Source organism: Shewanella livingstonensis, from assembly GCF_003855395.1.
GTDB lineage: Bacteria > Pseudomonadota > Gammaproteobacteria > Enterobacterales > Shewanellaceae > Shewanella > Shewanella livingstonensis.
The window spans coordinates 1,580,106-1,599,085 of the sequence record NZ_CP034015.1 but is presented as its reverse complement, the minus strand read 5'-3'; the positions used below and the strand labels follow the sequence as shown (position 1 = coordinate 1,599,085).

The 18,980-nt window shown below is 41.1% G+C and carries 17 protein-coding genes; 7 read left to right on the top strand and 10 right to left on the bottom strand.

Features of this window, described 5'->3' with window-relative positions:
- Positions 1-78: 78 nt before the first annotated feature.
- Entirely contained in the window at positions 79-1,446 is a 1,368-nt protein-coding gene (gene rlmD, locus EGC82_RS06915; protein WP_124730120.1) for a 23S rRNA (uracil(1939)-C(5))-methyltransferase RlmD, read from the bottom strand.
- A 120-nt stretch (positions 1,447-1,566) separates the two neighbouring features.
- On the opposite strand from rlmD, the gene barA reads away from it, so the two are divergent.
- The 6 genes from barA to EGC82_RS06885 all read left to right on the top strand — a co-directional run bounded on the left by barA (position 1,567) and on the right by EGC82_RS06885 (position 9,341).
- Entirely contained in the window at positions 1,567-4,407 is a 2,841-nt protein-coding gene (barA, locus tag EGC82_RS06910) for a two-component sensor histidine kinase BarA (RefSeq protein WP_425272660.1), read from the top strand.
- Positions 4,397-4,993, top strand: a complete 597-nt coding sequence (locus tag EGC82_RS06905; protein ID WP_124730118.1) for a YjaG family protein — start codon at positions 4,397-4,399, stop codon at positions 4,991-4,993. Before barA ends, EGC82_RS06905 begins: the two co-directional genes overlap by 11 nt.
- A gap of 90 nt (positions 4,994-5,083) precedes the next feature.
- Complete coding sequence (locus tag EGC82_RS06900; protein ID WP_124730117.1) at positions 5,084-5,284, top strand: DUF3319 domain-containing protein; 201 nt, start codon at positions 5,084-5,086, stop codon at positions 5,282-5,284.
- Positions 5,285-5,372: 88 nt separating this feature from the next.
- Positions 5,373-6,341 (top strand): AEC family transporter, encoded by a 969-nt coding sequence (locus EGC82_RS06895; protein ID WP_124730116.1) that lies wholly within the window; start codon positions 5,373-5,375, stop codon positions 6,339-6,341.
- Between the two features lie 127 nt (positions 6,342-6,468).
- Positions 6,469-8,127: a DNA repair protein RecN gene (recN, locus tag EGC82_RS06890; RefSeq protein WP_124730115.1), complete on the top strand. Its 1,659-nt coding sequence runs from the start codon at positions 6,469-6,471 to the stop codon at positions 8,125-8,127.
- 71 nt (positions 8,128-8,198) lie between these two features.
- A complete protein-coding gene (locus EGC82_RS06885; protein ID WP_124730114.1) occupies positions 8,199-9,341 on the top strand; it encodes a hypothetical protein in 1,143 nt (380 codons plus the stop codon).
- A gap of 156 nt (positions 9,342-9,497) precedes the next feature.
- On the opposite strand, the gene EGC82_RS06880 is transcribed toward EGC82_RS06885, so the two are convergent.
- From EGC82_RS06880 to glyA, 9 genes are all read right to left on the bottom strand, one after another.
- Positions 9,498-9,989: a phosphatidylglycerophosphatase A family protein gene (locus tag EGC82_RS06880; protein WP_124730113.1), complete on the bottom strand. Its 492-nt coding sequence runs from the start codon at positions 9,987-9,989 to the stop codon at positions 9,498-9,500.
- Positions 9,990-9,999: 10 nt separating this feature from the next.
- Positions 10,000-10,956, bottom strand: coding sequence for a thiamine-phosphate kinase (gene thiL / locus EGC82_RS06875; RefSeq protein ID WP_164839104.1), 957 nt, complete (start codon positions 10,954-10,956; stop codon positions 10,000-10,002).
- Between the two features lie 87 nt (positions 10,957-11,043).
- Positions 11,044-11,448, bottom strand: a complete 405-nt coding sequence (nusB, locus tag EGC82_RS06870) for a transcription antitermination factor NusB (protein ID WP_124730111.1) — start codon at positions 11,446-11,448, stop codon at positions 11,044-11,046.
- Positions 11,449-11,461: 13 nt separating this feature from the next.
- A complete protein-coding gene (gene ribH / locus EGC82_RS06865) occupies positions 11,462-11,938 on the bottom strand; it encodes a 6,7-dimethyl-8-ribityllumazine synthase (RefSeq protein ID WP_124730110.1) in 477 nt (158 codons plus the stop codon).
- A 123-nt stretch (positions 11,939-12,061) separates the two neighbouring features.
- Entirely contained in the window at positions 12,062-13,165 is a 1,104-nt protein-coding gene (gene ribBA, locus EGC82_RS06860; protein WP_124730109.1) for a bifunctional 3,4-dihydroxy-2-butanone-4-phosphate synthase/GTP cyclohydrolase II, read from the bottom strand.
- 115 nt (positions 13,166-13,280) lie between these two features.
- Positions 13,281-13,940: a riboflavin synthase gene (locus EGC82_RS06855; RefSeq protein WP_124730108.1), complete on the bottom strand. Its 660-nt coding sequence runs from the start codon at positions 13,938-13,940 to the stop codon at positions 13,281-13,283.
- A 63-nt stretch (positions 13,941-14,003) separates the two neighbouring features.
- Entirely contained in the window at positions 14,004-15,149 is a 1,146-nt protein-coding gene (ribD, locus tag EGC82_RS06850; protein ID WP_124730107.1) for a bifunctional diaminohydroxyphosphoribosylaminopyrimidine deaminase/5-amino-6-(5-phosphoribosylamino)uracil reductase RibD, read from the bottom strand.
- 65 nt (positions 15,150-15,214) lie between these two features.
- A complete protein-coding gene (gene nrdR / locus EGC82_RS06845) occupies positions 15,215-15,664 on the bottom strand; it encodes a transcriptional regulator NrdR (protein WP_124730106.1) in 450 nt (149 codons plus the stop codon).
- A gap of 115 nt (positions 15,665-15,779) precedes the next feature.
- Positions 15,780-17,033 (bottom strand): serine hydroxymethyltransferase, encoded by a 1,254-nt coding sequence (gene glyA / locus EGC82_RS06840; RefSeq protein WP_124730105.1) that lies wholly within the window; start codon positions 17,031-17,033, stop codon positions 15,780-15,782.
- A 261-nt stretch (positions 17,034-17,294) separates the two neighbouring features.
- Between glyA and ettA the strand changes: the two genes are divergently transcribed.
- Entirely contained in the window at positions 17,295-18,962 is a 1,668-nt protein-coding gene (gene ettA, locus EGC82_RS06835; RefSeq protein WP_124730104.1) for an energy-dependent translational throttle protein EttA, read from the top strand.
- Positions 18,963-18,980 lie beyond the last annotated feature (18 nt).

Genomic DNA, 18,980 nt, shown 5'->3' with positions numbered 1-18,980 from the left:
GATACTTTTGTCAATTCAATAGCGTTCAGTTGAGCAATTTTTTAACAGACCTAGCGTATATGGTTAAAAGCTGACTGTTTATTTATCTAATTCAAATAACACCATGGCTTCAATATGATGCGTCTGTGGAAACATATCCACTAATCCAACTTGGGCTATTCGATAACCATTAGCTAATAATACACTACTGTCGCGCGCTAAACTTGCCGGATTACATGAAACATATACCACTTTTTTAGGTTGCATTTTCTGCAACCATTGTAAACTTTCAAAAGCGCCAGCTCGAGCAGGATCAAGCAACAACTTGTCAATTTTGCCTAACCAGGATTGCGTCGATAAATCGGCACTTAAATCTGCATGATAAAAAGTAACATTATCTAATTTATTATCGATAGCATTCTGCTTAGCTTGTTGCACCATTTCAGGCACCCCTTCAACAGCAACAACCTCTGCAGCCTTTAATGCCAACGGTAAACTGAAATTTCCTACACCACAAAATAAATCTAAGATTCGCTCACCTGGCTGAGGGTCTAACCACTTAATGGCTTGATCTACCATAGTTTGATTAATTGCACCGTTAACTTGAACAAAATTACCCGGGGTAAAAGAGCAACGTACGGACTCATTAGCAAGATGATAATAAGGCAAGACCACTTGGTTATCATGGGGTTGTAACAAGGGATACAATTGCGTCAATTGGCCGGCATCATCTTGTAATAATAAGTTAAGTTGATGTTTTTCAGCAAAACCCGTTAACCAACGAATATCAGAGGCAGGTAACACTTTAGTGACTCTTAGTACGGCAAAGTTACCATTGTCGGCTTGTGTGAGCTCAACATGGCCTAAACTAGACCGCGCTTTGAGTTGATTTAAATTAACGGCTAAAGGGGTAATTAATGCCGATAAAGACTTTGCTAATACGGGGCACTGTTCAATAGAAACAATTTTATTACTACTGCCTGCACGAAAACCAAGTTGTAAGCGGCGAGTATTTTTATCAAATAATGTTGCCAGCCTTGCGCGGCGACGATAATGCCACCCTTCTCCCACGATAGGCGCAGCGATAATATCTGCCTTAATAGTGGTTGCACTCGACAGCTTGCTAATAAGTTCAATTAACGTTGTTTGCTTATGTTCGCGCTGCGCGTTTGTGTCCATGTGTTGTAAATCACAGCCGCCACATTGGTGATAATGAGGACAATGAGGTTTGACGCGATTAGCTGATGCAACATCAATTGCCATTAACTTAGCTTTGGCATAGCTTTTCTTTTGTTCAACAAATTGCACTGTAGCCGTCTCTCCAGGGAGGACCCCTGGAATAAATACCACTTTGCCTTGATGTTGCGCTATACCTGCGCCCAAATGGTCAAGTTGAGTTACGCTGAGGCTTAGCTTTGTTGATAATTGCTTAGATTTGTTCGGTTTTGCTTGAAAAAATTGTGCCATTTCGGCCTCAGGTATTGAATAAAAAACTAGTCAAGAGTGCGCAATATCTGGCAGTCTAGACGCAATAATAGCGATTTAGTAACAGGGACACACCTAACAGCCATGAAAAGTGCCAACAATATGACCAAATACAGCCTACGCTCTTGGGTTCTGGTACTTGCGTTAGCGCCCACTATCGTAGTGGGTATTCTACTTGGAAGTTATTTCACGATAAACCGCTTTTATGAATTAGAACAAACCTTAATTGAAAAAGGCAGTAATATTGTTGAACCGTTAGCGATTGCCAGTGAATTTGGTATTATCAATCAAGATCGTGAATCGACTAAACTTTTACTCGCTGCATCGCAAATAAATAACGCATCTCTGATCCTCTCCATCGCTGTTTTTGATGCCGAAAACCAGCTCTTTGTGACCTCGCACTACCACAAAGATTTTGAAACGATGCGCTATAAACAAGCTTTGGCAAACTTAGTTGGTACAGAAAATGAAACCATTGACGATACGCTAGTCATTCGTGTGCCAATAATATCCCATACCGGGTTAGAACCAAAACCGGTTACCAGTATAAATCGGCCGAATAACATCAATATCGATAATGCTTCATCGACTAATGGCATCATTGCGCCTATTTACAATAATCAACAAGAGCGAGTTCTAGGTTATATTTCAGTATTATTGAATAAAGAAAATGCCTTGCTCGAACAACATCGGGCTGCAATAGCGGCGTTTATTATTGTATTGATTGGGGTGCAATTTAATTTATTTTTTACCTTCCGCTTAGTCAAGCACGTAAACTACCCGATTACAGAAATGGTTCGAGTAGTGGCCAAAATCCGTGAAGGTAAACTTGATACGCGCCTGGAAGGCAACTTAATTGGTGAACTTGATCTGCTTAAACGAGGCATCAACGCAATGGCGGGCTCATTGTCTGAATACCACGATGAAATGCAGCAAAATATTGACCAAGCAACCTCCGATTTACGCGAAACACTTGAACAAATTGAAATTCAAAACGTTGAACTCGATATTGCTAAAAAAAGGGCGCTGGAAGCGAGCAGGATTAAATCTGAATTTTTAGCCAATATGTCACATGAGTTACGCACACCACTTAATGGCGTCATTGGCTTTGCCAGACAATTATTAAAAACGCCACTGCATACCAGCCAACTCGATTATATTAAAACCATTGAACGCAGTGCCAGTAACTTACTCGGTATCATCAACGATATTCTCGACTTCTCAAAATTAGAAGCCGGCAAAATGATATTAGAAAAAATGCCATTCGCACTGCGTGAAACACTCACTGAAACACTTACTATTATTGCCGGTAGTGCGCAAGAAAAAGGCTTAGAACTGGTCATAGACATAGACGCAAATGTGCCAGAAAGTGTTAGTGGTGATGCGATGAGAGTCAGCCAGATTATTACTAACTTAGTCGGTAATGCTATCAAGTTCACCGACAAAGGCAGCGTCATACTCAAAATACACTTGGTAGGACAAGATGACGATAACATCACCTTACGTTGCGAAGTTATCGATACTGGTATCGGTATTGATGAGAGCCAGCAAGAGTATTTGTTCCAGGCATTTGGTCAGGCAGACTCATCCATTTCACGCCGTTTTGGTGGTACAGGCTTAGGTTTAGTGATTACCAAACGTTTAATTAACCAAATGGGTGGTCAAATAGGCTTCACATCAGCACCAAGTAAAGGCTCAAATTTCTGGTTTATTCTGCCACTTGGGATCAGTCAATTTGAAATTGGTGAAGTATTGCCAGTGGATGCTCTGCAGCATAAGTCAGTATTATTGTACGAACCTAGGGAGTTAACTCGCGATACATTGAATAGACGCTTAGTGTCATGGCAATTAATTATCACTAATGTCGCCAATCCCGAAAATCTTACTTCAGTATTACAAAGTAAAAATAGCAAGTTTGATTACATTATTATCAGCTGTCATGGCTTTGCAGACAATGCAGCCTTTATCCACTTATTAAAACAAGCTAGACAGCATACAGACTGCCTTATTTTATTACATGATTGTTTAGACCAGGATATGATACTTAATGTGTTGAAAGTCAATGCAGATGTATTACTCAACACCCCTGTAAGCGATTTTACCCTAGCCCATCATTTAATATATCCACCAATGCCGTCTACGTTAGTTAGCCTACCCGAACCAATAAATAATGACGTCACGAAGCGCCTCAATGCATCAGTATTGGCTGTTGACGACAATATGGCTAATCTAAAGTTAATTGATACGTTACTCAAGGAGTTAGTCGACAATGTCGTCACAGTCAATAACGGCGCAGAGGCAATAAAACAAGCAAAGGCACAAGCATTTGACTTAATATTTATGGATATTCAAATGCCGGGGACTGACGGTATTACCGCAACCAAAAGAATACGGTCAGAATCACTCAATCGTAATACGCCTATTATTGCTGTAACAGCGCATGCTATTGCCGAAGAACGTGAGAATATTTTAGCCAGCGGTATGGACGGATTTTTACCTAAACCTATTGATGAACTGTCACTTAAAAGTGTCATTAGCCGCTGGATGATTAAACCACAGTTAACCCATTTTGATACCCATGTACTCAATTGGGACTTGTGCTTAACCCAAGCAAACCAAAAAACCGATTTAGCCTTAGACATGTTAAAGATGCTAGTTAACTCATTGCCCGAAACTACCACTACTATTAATGAAGCGTTACTGACAAGAAATGCAGCGGCGCTCTTGCAAGCCGTACATAAACTGCATGGGGCAACATGCTATTGCGGTGTACCTACAACACAAAAGCTATGCAGGGATATTGAGTCAGCATTAAAGCATAAAATTGACATTGATGACTTAGAACCTGAAATACTAGAGTTACTTGATGAGTTAACTAAGGTAGAATCAGCAGCAAATCAAGTCATAAAACAGCTATCAGTGGATGCCCCTAATGACCAGTAAATCCGGTTTTTTTAAACGCCTAAAAGCATTATCGTTACCTCAAAAGCAACTTTTTGCTTTAGCACTGTGCCAACGAATGCTGCCTAACTACCAACTTTTTTCCGAAGTATGTCAATTTGGCGAACCGCAGGTGCTTAGCACTGCATTGGAGTTATTATGGCAAAGCCAATATGACAAAAAGCTAAAATTCAATATTGATGTGCATTTACAACGCCTTGATGAAAACACTCCTGATCCTAGCAATTTTGAAGCCTATGGCGCTTATCCTGCCATGGATGCTGCAGTGGCTATTGCCACTCTAATGGGTGCAATAGATGGAAAAATTGAAGAAGATATTACTAACATTAGTAAATTATCATCAAGTACTGTGGCCAATTATATTGAAGCCATTAGTGAAGAGTCATTAATGGATGAAGAGCTCGATGAATTTGTATTTTCACATCCTGTAATGGAAGAAGAAAAAGAATTACAAGGTCTGTTACTCGACATAATCGAAGCCAATCCAGATATAAACAGTGAATTGGTTAAAGGTTTACGTAAAGATATCATCGAAGCTGGCGTGTCTAATATTGGCATTAGTCTCTAACATTAGCCTCTACCTTTAGTGTGAGTCTGATACTGCCAATAAACATGCTATAGCCTGAACTTATTCAGGCTTTTTATTGAGTGTCGCGCCATGAAGAAAATTTTTTATCAAGGTTTCACTTTCACAAATTCCGACGGTAAAACGGATAATTGGACCTTAGCCATTGGCAATCAGGTGCGAGTAGGCTCGTTATTTGAATTAAGACGACAAGTACACTTTTTTACTGAACTTGGAATATTGCCTCCACCGAAAGTATCTCAGGCAAGTTTAAGCCTAAAAGTAAAAAAATAAACACTCGTTTAACTTTAGCCTAATTGCATCCTCCTATCAAAAAGAAGTAAAGTGACTTTATTATCATTTTGCTAAGGAATTGCGTGGGATGTCCAGTATTCTTACCCCGCTAATCGCTGTATTTATTATTATGTTGCTCGGCAGTGTTGTGCAAAAATTGAGATTTTTGCCAGCAGATACCGACCTCATCCTCAATCAATTTGTGTACTACATTGCTTTCCCAGCAATTTTACTGATTGTATTAGCTGAAACACGCATTGAAGACATTATTCAATGGGGCTTTATTGGTGGCTTTAGCTTGGCAATGATCATTACCTACGCATTGGTAATAGGTGTGTCATTATGGTGTAAGCCTAAGCAACAAGCTGTTGCTGCCATGCGCGCCTTAAATGCTACTTTTGGTAATACAGCATTTATTGGTATTCCATTGTTGAGCCTATTATTCCCTGACCACAAAATGGCTTTAGTGGCCGCAGCCATTGCCAGCTTACTGTCAGTATTCATGTTCGCCTTTGCTTTAGTTTCTATTGAGCTGGCCAGCCGCGATAAACAGTCAACAGACCATGCCATGGTCATCATGGCAAATGCGTTGTATAAAAACCCAATTGTGCTCGGCAGTCTTATTGGTATCAGCCTATCTGCGTTGCATATCACCTTACCCGAGAGTCTGGCATTAGTACTGCACCAAGTGGGCAATACCTCCAGTCCTTGTGCCTTATTTGCTATCGGAATGGTACTTGCTAAAGCATTACGACATCAATCTTTTGCAAAAATGTTCAGTCTTGGCTTAATTGCAGAGCTGAGTCTAATCAACTTACTCAAGTTAATTATTCAACCCTTTATTGCCTTTGGGTTACTCAAACTCTTCGGTGTTGAACACGATCTACTCACTATGGGAGTGCTTTTAGCCGCCTTACCAACTGCAGCAAGTGTTTACCTATTAGCTGACAGATACCAAATAAATGCCAATGGTAGTGCCCAAGGCATTTTATATGGCACATTAATCACTTTTATCAGTTTGCCTATAATAGAAGCACTTTTAAAACACATTGCTTAATGTTCGACCTGCTCTCGATGATAAAATAGTCAATGGTAATTTTACCTAAGCACTTTACTGTATATAAAATCAGTATATACTGTTTATCAATACAGTGGTTTGGTAGTTTCATTGACAGGAATTCATTATGCTTTGCCAACTCAGCATCAATAATTTTGCTATCGTGCGTTTTTTAGAACTCGACTTTAAAGCCGGTATGACAAGCATCACCGGAGAAACAGGTGCTGGTAAATCGATTGCTATCGATGCGCTTGGATTATGTCTTGGTAATCGTGCTGATGCCAATACTGTCAGACCGGGCGCCAGCAAAACCGAAGTCAGTGCCCGATTTACACTTCATGACGTGCCTTTAGCTAAGCGTTGGCTTGAAGATAGCGATCTCGATGCTGAAGATGAGTGTATATTGCGCCGAACCATTAACAGTGATGGCCGTTCAAGAGCCTACATTAATGGTAACCCAGTTCCGGTTACACAATTAAAAGCCATTGGTCAGTTATTGATAGGTATTCACGGCCAACATGCCCATCACGCCATGCTCAAAAGTGAACATCAATTAAACTTACTCGATCACTATGCCAACCATAAACTACTACTCGACAGCGTTAGTGCTAGTTATCAACGCTGTAAACAAGTAGAAAACGAACTAAAGTATCTTGAGCAAGCTCAACATGAGCGTATTTCGCGTCAACAGTTACTCCAATATCAAGTAGAAGAACTTAATGAGTTCAATTTAGGCTTAGAAGAGTTTGATGAGATTGAGCAAGAACATAAGCGCTTAGCCAATGGCACAGATTTAATTGAGCGCTGCCAAGCAGGTTTACATTTACTGACTGAAAGTGACGAAGGCAATATAGAATCATTGCTCAATAAAGTAGCGGCTATCGCTGACACGCTTCAAGGCTATGATGAATCACTTGCCCCAATCAGCTCAATGATCAGTGATGCATTAATCCAAGTACAAGAAAGTGCCAGTGAAATTGAAAGTTACTTAAGCAGTTTAGAACTGGATCCAGAACACTTTGCCTATTTAGAGAAACGCCTCTCAACCGCAATGCAATTGGCGCGTAAGCATCATGTTAGTGCTGATAAGCTGGCGGTACATCATCAGGAACTGATGTCTGAATTGGCCGAACTTGCAGGCGATGAAACCAAACTAGATGAAATAAGGCAACAACTTGAAACTAATAAAAATAATTATTTAACTAATGCACAAAAACTCAGCCAGAGCCGCAGCCGTTATGCCAAAGAACTAGATAAATTAGTCACCCAGTCTATTCATGATCTCAATATGCCTAAAGGTAAATTTACCATTCAAATTAATCATAATCCGGACAACATTTCAGTTAATGGCTGCGATAGTATTGAATTTATGGTGACCACAAATCCAGGGCAACCATTACAACCTATTTCTAAAGTTGCCTCTGGCGGTGAGTTATCGCGTATTGGATTGGGAATTCAAGTCATCACAGCTAAAAAAGTCGCCACTCCAACATTGATATTTGATGAAGTTGATGTGGGTATTTCAGGCCCTACAGCCTCTGTCGTCGGTCGCATGTTACGTAGCCTTGGTGAGTCGACTCAAGTGTTATGTGTCACCCATTTACCACAAGTTGCGGGTAATGGTCATCAACACATGTTTGTGAATAAATTTAATAAGGGTGGTAATACTGAAACGACCATGCAGACCTTAGATAAAGATCAGCGGGTGAATGAACTTGCACGCTTATTAGGTGGTGATGTGATAACCGAAAATACTTTAGCTAACGCCCGTGAATTGCTGCAATAATCGTTATGCACTTATAAAAAACAAATCAATATGTTAACGTTAAGTTAAAATAGATTTACGGATAAATCATAATGATGCAAGTGTTAAAGGGTTTGGGTGTCTTTGTCGGGCTGATATGTAGCTTAATGGTATTTACTGTGGTCTGTTTAGTGGCCATTAATGCAACAGACAGAACAAAGTCACCTAATACTCTTTTAGTTGAAAACTGGCTAAAACAGCAACCTATCGACCCTAGCGAAAATGGCTATGAATATGCAATTACTCTCGTAGGCACAATAGGAGACGATAAAACAAATAATAAAAAACCATTAATCAGCTTCAGCGAACAAGAAATCGAGTTAACTGACAACTTTAAAACCGCTTGTTATCAAACAGATTTGATAATATGCAGTGTATTTATTAGCGATAATAGCGATAATATTAGAGATGTCATTGGCGCTCATAAAGCCAATATACAACAATATAATACATTATTAGATATGCCTTATTGGCAAGAAGAACCACAGTCTTTAACCCCAAACAATCAAGCTCAGTGGGGTCTGCTTTTTAAGTTAAGAGATGTTCGTCAGCTTGCTGCAATAATAAGTGTAGATACATCTGACAACAAACTGGACCAACAAGCTGCAGTAGCATTTTTAAACAAAGATGCATATTTTTGGAATATGGTTTATCACTCATCTCGCTCAACACTCAATCATATGATTGCCGTTAACATGATAAAATATCAGCTTAATTTAGCTAGCACCTTAGCTAAGACCACAGATGCAGCTATTGTAACCAAAGTCACAGCTTGGCAAACATCATTCGAGTTAACTGATAGTGATTTTGAACGGATATTTTCTGGAGAATGGCTTTTTGCCCATAACGTTACAGAACAAATGTTAATTGAAGTGCAGTCTGATAGTGCCGCTTTTTATGAGAAATGGTTAGCATATGCGTTGCTTAAGCCAACAGACAGTGACAATCTCATGGCCGAGTATATTGTCAGCTTAGTAAAGGAACCGGTTTCGACGACCTCAATGCACACGCTTAAAGAACCAAGCTATTGTTCTAACGACAATTATTTTCAGCAATTATGGATGTTACGCTACAATCCGATTGGTAAACTATTTAACTGTACTGTTTATGGAACAGATTACAAACAACGTTTAACGAATATGAATACAGAGTTAGAGCAATTGCGGACGAATCTACTTACCGCAGAGTCATCCTAGTAAGTAGCTGTGATTGATTTAGTATAAATATTATCGACAAAAAAGAGCACAAATGTGCTCTTTTTATGTATTAGGTACGATTTGTAGGTGCATTTATAATTATTTTTTAATCATTGTTTATAATCAACTACTTATAATCAGGTATTGATATAATATTTATAGATAATAGACCGCTAGTTGTACACCTATTAACGAAAAGACTCCTGCTAATACATCATCAATCATAATCCCAAAACCACCATGCACTTTGGCATCAAGCCAACGGATAGGCCATGGTTTAACAATATCAAAAAAGCGAAACAGTACAAAACCAAGTGCTAACCACATAAAACCTAAAGGCGCGGCAATCATGGTGATCATTAGGCCGACGACTTCATCCCACACAATCGCACCATGATCATGCACGCCCATATCTTGAGCGGCCTTACCACAAATATAAAAACCAGCGAGCATACTAATACAGGTAATGATGAGGTAATGGGTTAAGCTTAACTGCTGCATTAATAGCACTAAGGGCACGGCAGCTAAGGTGCCAAAGGTGCCCGGTGCTTTAGCGGCTTTACCACTGCCAAAACCTAACGCCAAAAAGTGCACTGGGTTTGCTAGTGATAGCTTTTTAACAAATTTATCTTGGGTAAATAGTTTCATAATGCTGCTATTAGAAGTGTTCAAAACTACGGGATACCGGAGTAAAAGCAATACCATCGTCAACGAACTTTAGTTTGTCGCCAGCACAAATCTGACCTATTTTGACAAATTTAGCTCCCGCATGAATTAACGCAGTATCAATAGCGCCACGTTGCGACTCAGGCACAGTAAAAAGTAATTCGTAATCTTCGCCACCAGTAAGCGCATAACTTAACGCATCTTCACGACTGAGATTGGCTTTGATTGATTTTGACAAGGGAATTTGATTAACATCGATGATAGCACCCACTTTAGATGCTGATAATACATGACCAATATCAGACATTAATCCATCAGATAAATCGATAGCACTTGTGGCTAATGTGCGCATTGCTTGACCAGCCAACACTCGAGGGGTTGGGTAATAATGACGATTAATCAGGTATTCTTTATCTTCAGTATTAACGGTTTTAACACCTCTGAGAATATCTAAACCTAAGGCAGAGTCGCCTAATGTACCTGTAACATAAATCCAGTCACCTATTTTAGCCCCTGAACGGGTTAAAGCTGTACCTTTAGGGACTTGACCGTTAATGGTAATGCTAATACTGCGTGGGCCACGAGTGGTATCACCACCAATTAATGCAATACCATAATATTCAGCAATCTCAAAAAGGCCTTCACTGAAATGTGCTAACCAAGGCTGGTCAACATTAGGCAAGGTCAACGCTAAAGTAAACCAGGCAGGCTCTGCACCCATTGCAGCAAGATCGGAGAGATTAACCGCTAGCGATTTATAACCTAAAGCATGAGCTGGAATGTCTGCAAAGAAATGGACATTTTCAACAAGAGTATCACAAGAAATCGCTAACGATTTGTTGCCTGTAGGATTCACTAACGCACAGTCATCGCCAATGCTTAACTCAACATCGCGTCTTTGTTGACCTTTATTGCGGAAGTAATGTTCGATGAGTTGGAATTCTTTCACATTCAGTCTGGTACGGTAAACCGTCCACCTTAATTTTGAAACCATTAATAACAAATGAAAACGGTATCCGAAGATACCGTTCTGGTGTTACTTATGCTTCACTAACTTATCAAGCAAGCCGTTGACAAATTTGTGACTATCTTCAGCACCAAACGCTTTCGCTAACTCGATACCTTCGTTAATCGCCACTTTAAACGGCACATCTTTGCGAAAGGTCAACTCGTAAGTTGCCAAGCGCACAATGGCTTTTTCTACTGGTGACACTTCTTCAAATTTACGATCTAGATGTGGCTTTATCAGCTCATCTATCTGTGATGTTTTTGTCGCCACACCGGTTAATAGCTCACGAAAATAAGCCACATCAACACCATCAGTGTTCTGTTCAGTTAAAAACTCATGTTCTACGTCAGCAACTTTGTTTTTACTTAACTGCCATGAATAAATGGCTTGAACGGCTAGACGGCGGGCCTTACGGCGCTCTGAAGGTTTCATACTTTTCCTACTATTACAGCTGTTGTTCTAATTGTTGCAGTACATTAACCATTTCAAGCAAGCTAAGGGCGGCTTCGCCACCTTTGTTGCCTGCTTTAGTACCTGAGCGCTCAATAGCTTGCTCAATGGTATCAGTAGTTAACACACCAAATGCAACAGGAAGATCATACTCTAATGAAACTTGTGCAAGACCTTTGTTACATTCACCAGCAACAAAATCAAAATGAGGAGTACCGCCACGAATGACAGCGCCTAATGCTATGATTCCGTCAAACTTTCCACTTGCAGCAACGCGTTTTGCAGCAAGAGGCAATTCAACTGCACCAGGTACACGAACAACAGTAATGTTGTCGTCGCTGACCTGGCCGAAACGCTTTAATGTGTCTATTGCACCATCAAGCAGACTTTCAACTAAAAAGCTATTGAATCGCGATATTACGATCGCCACTTTGGCATTTTTCGCTTCGATATTACCTTGAACTACGTTCATTCTATCTTACCTAAATTAGCTAAAGCACCCGGCTCGGGGCAAAAAGAGGCATTATGATATCACAGCCAAAAGCCCTGAGCGCTATGCAATTAATGAATTTGTTAAGTTTACCATAAGCCAAAATTATTCAGCTATATAATCTGTCACTTCTAAACCGAAACCAGACAATGAATGGTAACGCTTTGGAGAACTGAGTAAACGCATAGTACTGACACCTAAACTCGATAGAATTTGTGAGCCAACGCCAACGCGACGAGATGTTCCTTGCCACATTGCTGGCGCAGGTGACTGACCGTTATCTTCAGCCTCAAACGCTTTAACCTTGGCCAATAACTGGCTTGAATCTTCAGCGTTAGCCAGTAACACTAATACTCCACCTTCTGTTGCAATGCGCTCCATGGCTTTTTCTAATGGCCAACTGCGCGTTTGATCGCGCTCAGAGTGCAGTAAATCATTAAAGGTATTTTGTAAATGTACACGCACTAAACAATTAGGCTTCACTTCATCTTTAACCAAGGCATAGTGTAATTGATTATCGATAGTATCTCTGAAGGTCACCATAGTAAACTCACCAAAACGAGTCGGTAATTTACACTGAGCTTCGCGTACAACCGTGGTTTCATTCGTATTACGGTATTCAATTAAATCGGCAATAGTGCCAATTTTAATGCCGTGCTTTTCACTGAAAATTTCTAAATCTGGACGGCGCGCCATGGTGCCATCTTCATTTAAAATTTCCACAATCACACCAGAAGGCTCACAGCCAGCTAAGCGAGCTAAATCACAACCAGCTTCTGTGTGACCAGCGCGAATTAATACTCCGCCCTCTTGTGCCATCAACGGAAAAATATGCCCCGGCTGTACTAAATCAGCCGCTTTGGCATCTTTGGCTACAGCAGCTAGCACTGTCACCGCACGATCATGAGCCGAAATACCAGTGGTGACACCGGTAGCAGCTTCAATGGACACGGTAAAATTAGTTGAGAACTGGGCATTATTATTGGTAACCATTAACGGTAAATTTAACTGCTGACAACGCTCTTTGGTCATGGTTTGGCAAATTAATCCGCGGCCATACGTTGCCATAAAGTTGATTGCGGCTGGCGTGACTTTATCAGCAGCCATGATCAAATCACCTTCATTCTCTCTGTCTTCATCATCCATTAAGATAACCATCTTACCTTGACGAATATCTTCAATGATTTCTTCTATGCTATGTAGCGCCATTGTCAGACCTTTATTTATTAAGTGTTTGATTTAAACCTTAGGCATTAAATCTATTTATACTGGGTATTATTTTACCAGCTATGTATTAGATACAAATGCTGCTTTACGGTGACCATTAACGCAAAAAGCCTGATTTAGCGAGTAACTCCATGGTCACACCCGATGACGGCTGTGTATGGCTAGCTTCTGGTTGCATTAACCGCTCTAAATATCGGGCAATTAAATCCACTTCAATATTGACACTATCACCGACTTTCAAATGCACTAGCGTGGTTTCACCCGCAGTGTGAGGCACAATCGTTAATCTAAAACGATTTCCATCAACTTCATTCACAGTTAAGCTTACACCATCAATAGTGATAGAGCCTTTGTGAGCAATGTAGCGACTTAATTGAGAAGGTGTCGATAGCCAAAATTCAAGTGATTTACCTCTGTAAGCACATTGCTCAACTTTTGCAATGCCATCAACATGGCCGCTAACCATGTGACCGCCCAATCTTGTGGTCGCAGTAACGGCTTTTTCAAGGTTCACTTTTTGGCCAACTTGATAATCACTAAAACCGGTTAATACGACAGTTTCAGCAGATATATCAGCAACGTAACCATCACCGAGCCTCTCAACTACCGTTAAGCACACACCGTTAGTTGCGATGCTATCACCTAACTTTACATCGGTTAGATCCAGCTTACCGCTAGCAACCGTTAAGCGAATATCGTTACCTTTTCGATCAATTTTTCGTAATGTGCCAAGGGCTTCGATTATCCCAGTAAACATAATACTCACTTTTTGCAGTTAAACTTTGCTGTTGTTCAGGTTTTGGACTGAACAACACGCACATTAATAGGGTTGATTATATCTGAGGATATAACGCTTATCTTGTCCAACGTTGCGTTCATCAATTAATTGCAGTGACGGCGTTTGCTCCATTGCACTGTAATCAGGTAACTGCAACATATTACGTCCATGGCTGCCTAATAGTTTAGGTGCTTGATAAAGTATAATATCATCAGCAAGGCCTTGAGCGACAAACGCACCCGCTAGGGTCGCGCCCGCTTCAATTAATACAGAATTAGCCTGTTGACCTAAATACGTTAGCAAAGCTAACAAAGGGATTCTACCTGACGAGTCACATTCTAATTGTAAAAAAGACACGTGTTGCGGAAATGCAGTTTTGCTGTTGGCAGGATATTCACAGCCAGAAACCAGTAATATAGGGCTGTTAATCGAAAATAACTGTTGTGCAGGGGTTAATCTTGCGCGGCTATCCAGTACCACTCTTAAGGGCTGAAAGATTTCATCTTTTGTATGACGAGTGGTTAACTCACCTAGCGCCTCATAGCGCACATTAAGGCTAGGGTCATCGACAAGAATGGTTTCAATACCGGTGATTAATACGCAGTGACTGGCACGGTATTTTTGCACATCAGCTCTTGCTGCACTGCCGGTAATCCACTTAGACACCCCATTAGATAGGGCTGTTTTACCGTCTAAGCTGGCGGCTATTTTCACGGTTATCCAAGGAAGCCCAGTTTTCATCCGTTTCATAAAACCCAGGTTAAGGTCATAGGCCTGCTCGCTGAGCAATCCAACATCAACCTCAACACCAGCCTCACGTAATAGGGTAATCCCGCGGCCAGACACTTCAGGATTGGCATCAGTCACTGCGACCACAACTCTGGCAACTTTGGCGTTAATTAAGCCTAAAGCACAAGGTGGTGTGCGGCCATAATGGCTACAAGGTTCAAGAGTGACATACGCGGTAGCACCTTCAGCAGACAAGCCATTATCATGCACCATTTTCAGCGCATTAACTTCGGCATGCCCTTGGCCCGCACGTTGATGATAACCCTCACCAATAATCTTATTCTGATAAACAATGACACAACCGACACAAGGGTTCGGCCTAGTGGTATAACGACCTTTTTCAGCAAGCCCTATAGCACGGCTCATCATTTGGGTGTCAAAGGTAGACCAGTTAGACATAATAGATAGTCTCTTATTGTTCAAATGCCATAATAACCTTTAAAACAGGATATCATTACACACCATTACTTTTGCAGCTTAGCAATAGCTTCACCAAATTGTGATACATCTTCAAATGCCCTATAAACAGAGGCAAAACGGATATAAGCCACCTTATCAAGGGTCATCAACTGTTCCATCATAAGATTACCAATCATTTCAGAATCCACTTCGCGTTCACCTGTTGCGCGTAGCGTTGATTTGATTTTAGTCAATGCTTGTTCAATTTCATCAATGGATACCGGACGTTTTTCAACTGCACGCAACATACCGCCGCGCAGCTTTTCTTCATCAAAGGGTTGCCTGGTGCCATCACGCTTGATGACTCTGGGCATCACTAACTCTGCACCTTCAAACGTGGTGAAACGCTCATGGCATTCGGTACATTCCCGGCGACGACGTACTTGGTGACCATCAGCCACTAATCGAGAATCTATAACTTTGGTATCGGTCGCGCTACAAAAAGGGCAATGCATTGAACCTCCTGCAGAAAAAAACAAAATGGCCGCTAACAATTAGCGGCCATTAAAGTTTATCCTATTTGTTGAACAAGGTTAACCTAAACCTGTATCAACAGACATCCAATGACGATTAACCGTAGACAGGGAATCGAGCACATAATGCCAACACTTGGGCTTTTACTCGCTCAGCCACTGCAGTATTAGAGGCATCATCAAGAATATCGCAAATCCAACCGGTTAACTCTTTCGCTTCAGCTTCTTTAAAGCCACGACGAGTAATCGCAGGGGTACCAATACGAACACCAGAGGTCACAAACGGTGAGCGAGGATCGTTTGGCACAGAGTTTTTGTTAACAGTAATGTTTGCGCTGCCTAATGCGGCATCGGCTTCTTTACCCGTTAAATCACGGCCAATTAAATCAACCAACATTAAATGGTTTTCAGTACCGCCAGAAACGATTTTATAACCGCGGGCTAAAAACACTTCAACCATGGCTTTAGCATTTTTAACAACTTGTTGTTGATATACTTTAAATTCTGGCTCTAATGCCTCTTTAAATGCTACCGCTTTACCTGCGATGACATGCATTAAAGGACCACCCTGACCACCCGGGAATACCGCTGAGTTTAACTTCTTATATAAGTCTTCATCATCGGCAGCAGAAATAATAATTCCGCCACGTGGGCCCGCTAATGTTTTATGGGTCGTTGAGGTAACGACGTGAGCATGAGGTACTGGCGTTGGGTAAACACCAGCAGCAATTAAGCCTGCAACGTGGGCCATATCAACAAACAGGTAAGCACCAATTTTGTCAGCAATCTCACGCATTTTAGCCCAGTCAACAATACCTGAAAACGCCGAGAAACCACCAATCATCATCTTAGGCTTATGCTCAATGGCTAAACGCTCCATTTCGTCATAGTCAATTTTGCCAGCTTCATCGATACCGTAAGGAATAATGTTGTATAACTTGCCAGAAAAATTAACAGGTGAACCGTGGGTCAAATGACCACCATGAGCAAGGTTCATCCCTAAAACAGTATCACCTGGCTGTAACAACGCCATAAACACTGCGCTGTTTGCTTGCGAGCCTGAGTGAGGCTGCACATTAGCGTAAGTGGCACCGAATAATTCTTTTGCGCGTTCTATCGCTAATGTTTCAACGACATCAACGTATTCGCACCCACCATAGTAACGCTTACCTGGATAACCTTCAGCATACTTGTTGGTTAACTGAGAACCTTGCGCTTCCATCACACGTGGACTGGTATAGTTTTCAGATGCAATCAATTCAATGTGTTCTTCTTGACGACAAGTTTCATCTTCAATGGCTTTAAATAGTTCTGGATCGTAATCCGCAATATTCATCGCTTTCTTCAACATGTTAGCTCCAACATCATTATCTATATAGTAGGGTTGCGGCGTATTCTACTCTGCAACGATAATTATTTACAGTACAAACAACATGAAATTCACTGTGTTCTGAATACAAAACGATTCATGTTTATCGTATCAAACTAGTAGATTTAACCGCTTATTTGGCTAAAAAACCACTCGGGATTAAATCACACAATTGCCTGTTGAGTTAAGCCCATAATCCAGTAGAATTATCAGCATCTTTGTTGACAATTAGACAGTATCATTATGGCTCAATTTGTATACAGCATGCTTCGAGTGGGTAAAATTGTCCCGCCTAAAAAGCAAATTTTAAAAGACATTTCGTTAAGCTTCTTTCCTGGGGCAAAAATTGGTGTGCTCGGTTTAAACGGTTCTGGTAAATCGACCTTACTGCGCATTATGGCCGGTATCGACACCGAAATCGAAGGTGAAGCACGCCCAATGCCTGGGCTAAAAATTGGCTACTTACCGCAAGAACCTAAGTTAAATGAACAACAAACGGTACGTGAGGCGGTTGAAGAAGCCTTAAGTGAAGCTAAAAACGCATTGACTCGTTTAGATGAGGTTTATGCTGCTTATGCTGAGCCCGATGCAGATTTTGATGCCCTAGCCAAAGAGCAAGGTCAATTAGAGGCCATCATCCAATCTCAAGATGCACACAATATGGAGCATATTCTTGAGCGAGCTGCAAACGCATTACGCCTACCCGATTGGGATGAAAAAATTGCCGTACTATCTGGTGGTGAACGCCGTCGTGTCGCTATTTGTCGCTTGTTACTTGAAAAGCCAGAAATGCTATTACTCGATGAGCCAACCAACCACTTGGATGCTGAGTCAGTCGCCTGGCTAGAACACTTTTTACAAGAATATACCGGTACTGTTGTGGCCATCACCCATGACCGATACTTCTTAGATAACGCTGCTGGGTGGATTTTAGAACTCGACCGCGGTGAAGGTATTCCGTGGGAAGGCAATTACTCTTCATGGCTTGAACAAAAAGATGCTCGCTTACAGCAAGAGTCTTCAACAGAAAGTGCTCGTCAAAAGACCATTGCTAAAGAATTAGAATGGGTACGTCAAGGTGCTAAAGGTCGTCAGTCAAAGGGTAAAGCTCGTATGGCTCGTTTTGAAGAGCTAAACACCAATGACTACCAAAAGCGTAACGAAACTAACGAACTGTTTATTCCACCAGGGCCGCGTCTTGGTGACAAAGTTATCGAAGTGACTAATTTAACCAAGTCATATGGTGACCGCGTATTGATTGATGATTTAACATTCACGGTGCCAAAAGGCGCGATCGTCGGCATTATTGGTGCTAACGGTGCCGGTAAATCAACCTTATTCAAAATGATCTCAGGCGATGAACAACCAGACAGTGGCACTATTTCTGTCGGTGAGTCAGTTCAAATTGCCTCTGTAGATCAGTTCCGCGATTCAATGAATGATAAGAATACTGTCTGGCAAGAAATTTCTGGCGGCCAAGATATTATGCGCATCAACAATACTGAAATCTCAAGTCGTGCTTATGTTGGCCGCTTTAACTTCCGTGGTGGCGATCAGCAAAAGATTATTGGCACCTTATCGGGTGGTGAACGCAACCGAGTTCACTTAGCCAAATTATTACAAGCTGGTGGTAACGTATTGTTACTCGACGAACCGACCAACGATTTGGATATCGAAACATTACGCGCTCTTGAGGAAGCCTTGTTAGAGTTCCCAGGTTGTGCAATGGTTATTTCCCATGACCGTTGGTTCCTCGACCGTATTGCAACCCATATTCTGGATTATCGAGATGAAGGCAAAATAAGCTTTTATGAAGGTAACTATACAGAGTATTCAACCTGGTTAAAGGATACATTAGGCACTGATGTTGTTGAACCTCATCGATTAAAATACAAGCGTATAAATAAGTAATCCGTTTGTCATAAAGAT

Bases quoted from the DNA above. Each gene is read 5' to 3' on its own strand.
- ettA (WP_124730104.1), top strand. From the start codon at position 17,295: ATGGCTCAATTTGTATACAGCATGCTTCGAGTGGGTAAAATTGTCCCG.
- ribBA (WP_124730109.1), bottom strand. From the start codon at position 13,165: ATGGCGCTACATAGCATAGAAGAAATCATTGAAGATATTCGTCAAGGT.
- ribD (WP_124730107.1), bottom strand. From the start codon at position 15,149: ATGTCTAACTGGTCTACCTTTGACACCCAAATGATGAGCCGTGCTATA.
- EGC82_RS06905 (WP_124730118.1), top strand. From the start codon at position 4,397: ATGACCAGTAAATCCGGTTTTTTTAAACGCCTAAAAGCATTATCGTTA.
- barA (WP_425272660.1), top strand. From the start codon at position 1,567: ATGACCAAATACAGCCTACGCTCTTGGGTTCTGGTACTTGCGTTAGCG.
- ribH (WP_124730110.1), bottom strand. From the start codon at position 11,938: ATGAACGTAGTTCAAGGTAATATCGAAGCGAAAAATGCCAAAGTGGCG.
- nrdR (WP_124730106.1), bottom strand. From the start codon at position 15,664: ATGCATTGCCCTTTTTGTAGCGCGACCGATACCAAAGTTATAGATTCT.
- EGC82_RS06880 (WP_124730113.1), bottom strand. From the start codon at position 9,989: ATGAAACTATTTACCCAAGATAAATTTGTTAAAAAGCTATCACTAGCA.
- EGC82_RS06895 (WP_124730116.1), top strand. From the start codon at position 5,373: ATGTCCAGTATTCTTACCCCGCTAATCGCTGTATTTATTATTATGTTG.
- glyA (WP_124730105.1), bottom strand. From the start codon at position 17,033: ATGTTGAAGAAAGCGATGAATATTGCGGATTACGATCCAGAACTATTT.
- EGC82_RS06855 (WP_124730108.1), bottom strand. From the start codon at position 13,940: ATGTTTACTGGGATAATCGAAGCCCTTGGCACATTACGAAAAATTGAT.
- EGC82_RS06900 (WP_124730117.1), top strand. From the start codon at position 5,084: ATGAAGAAAATTTTTTATCAAGGTTTCACTTTCACAAATTCCGACGGT.
- recN (WP_124730115.1), top strand. From the start codon at position 6,469: ATGCTTTGCCAACTCAGCATCAATAATTTTGCTATCGTGCGTTTTTTA.
- EGC82_RS06885 (WP_124730114.1), top strand. From the start codon at position 8,199: ATGATGCAAGTGTTAAAGGGTTTGGGTGTCTTTGTCGGGCTGATATGT.
- nusB (WP_124730111.1), bottom strand. From the start codon at position 11,448: ATGAAACCTTCAGAGCGCCGTAAGGCCCGCCGTCTAGCCGTTCAAGCC.
- rlmD (WP_124730120.1), bottom strand. From the start codon at position 1,446: ATGGCACAATTTTTTCAAGCAAAACCGAACAAATCTAAGCAATTATCA.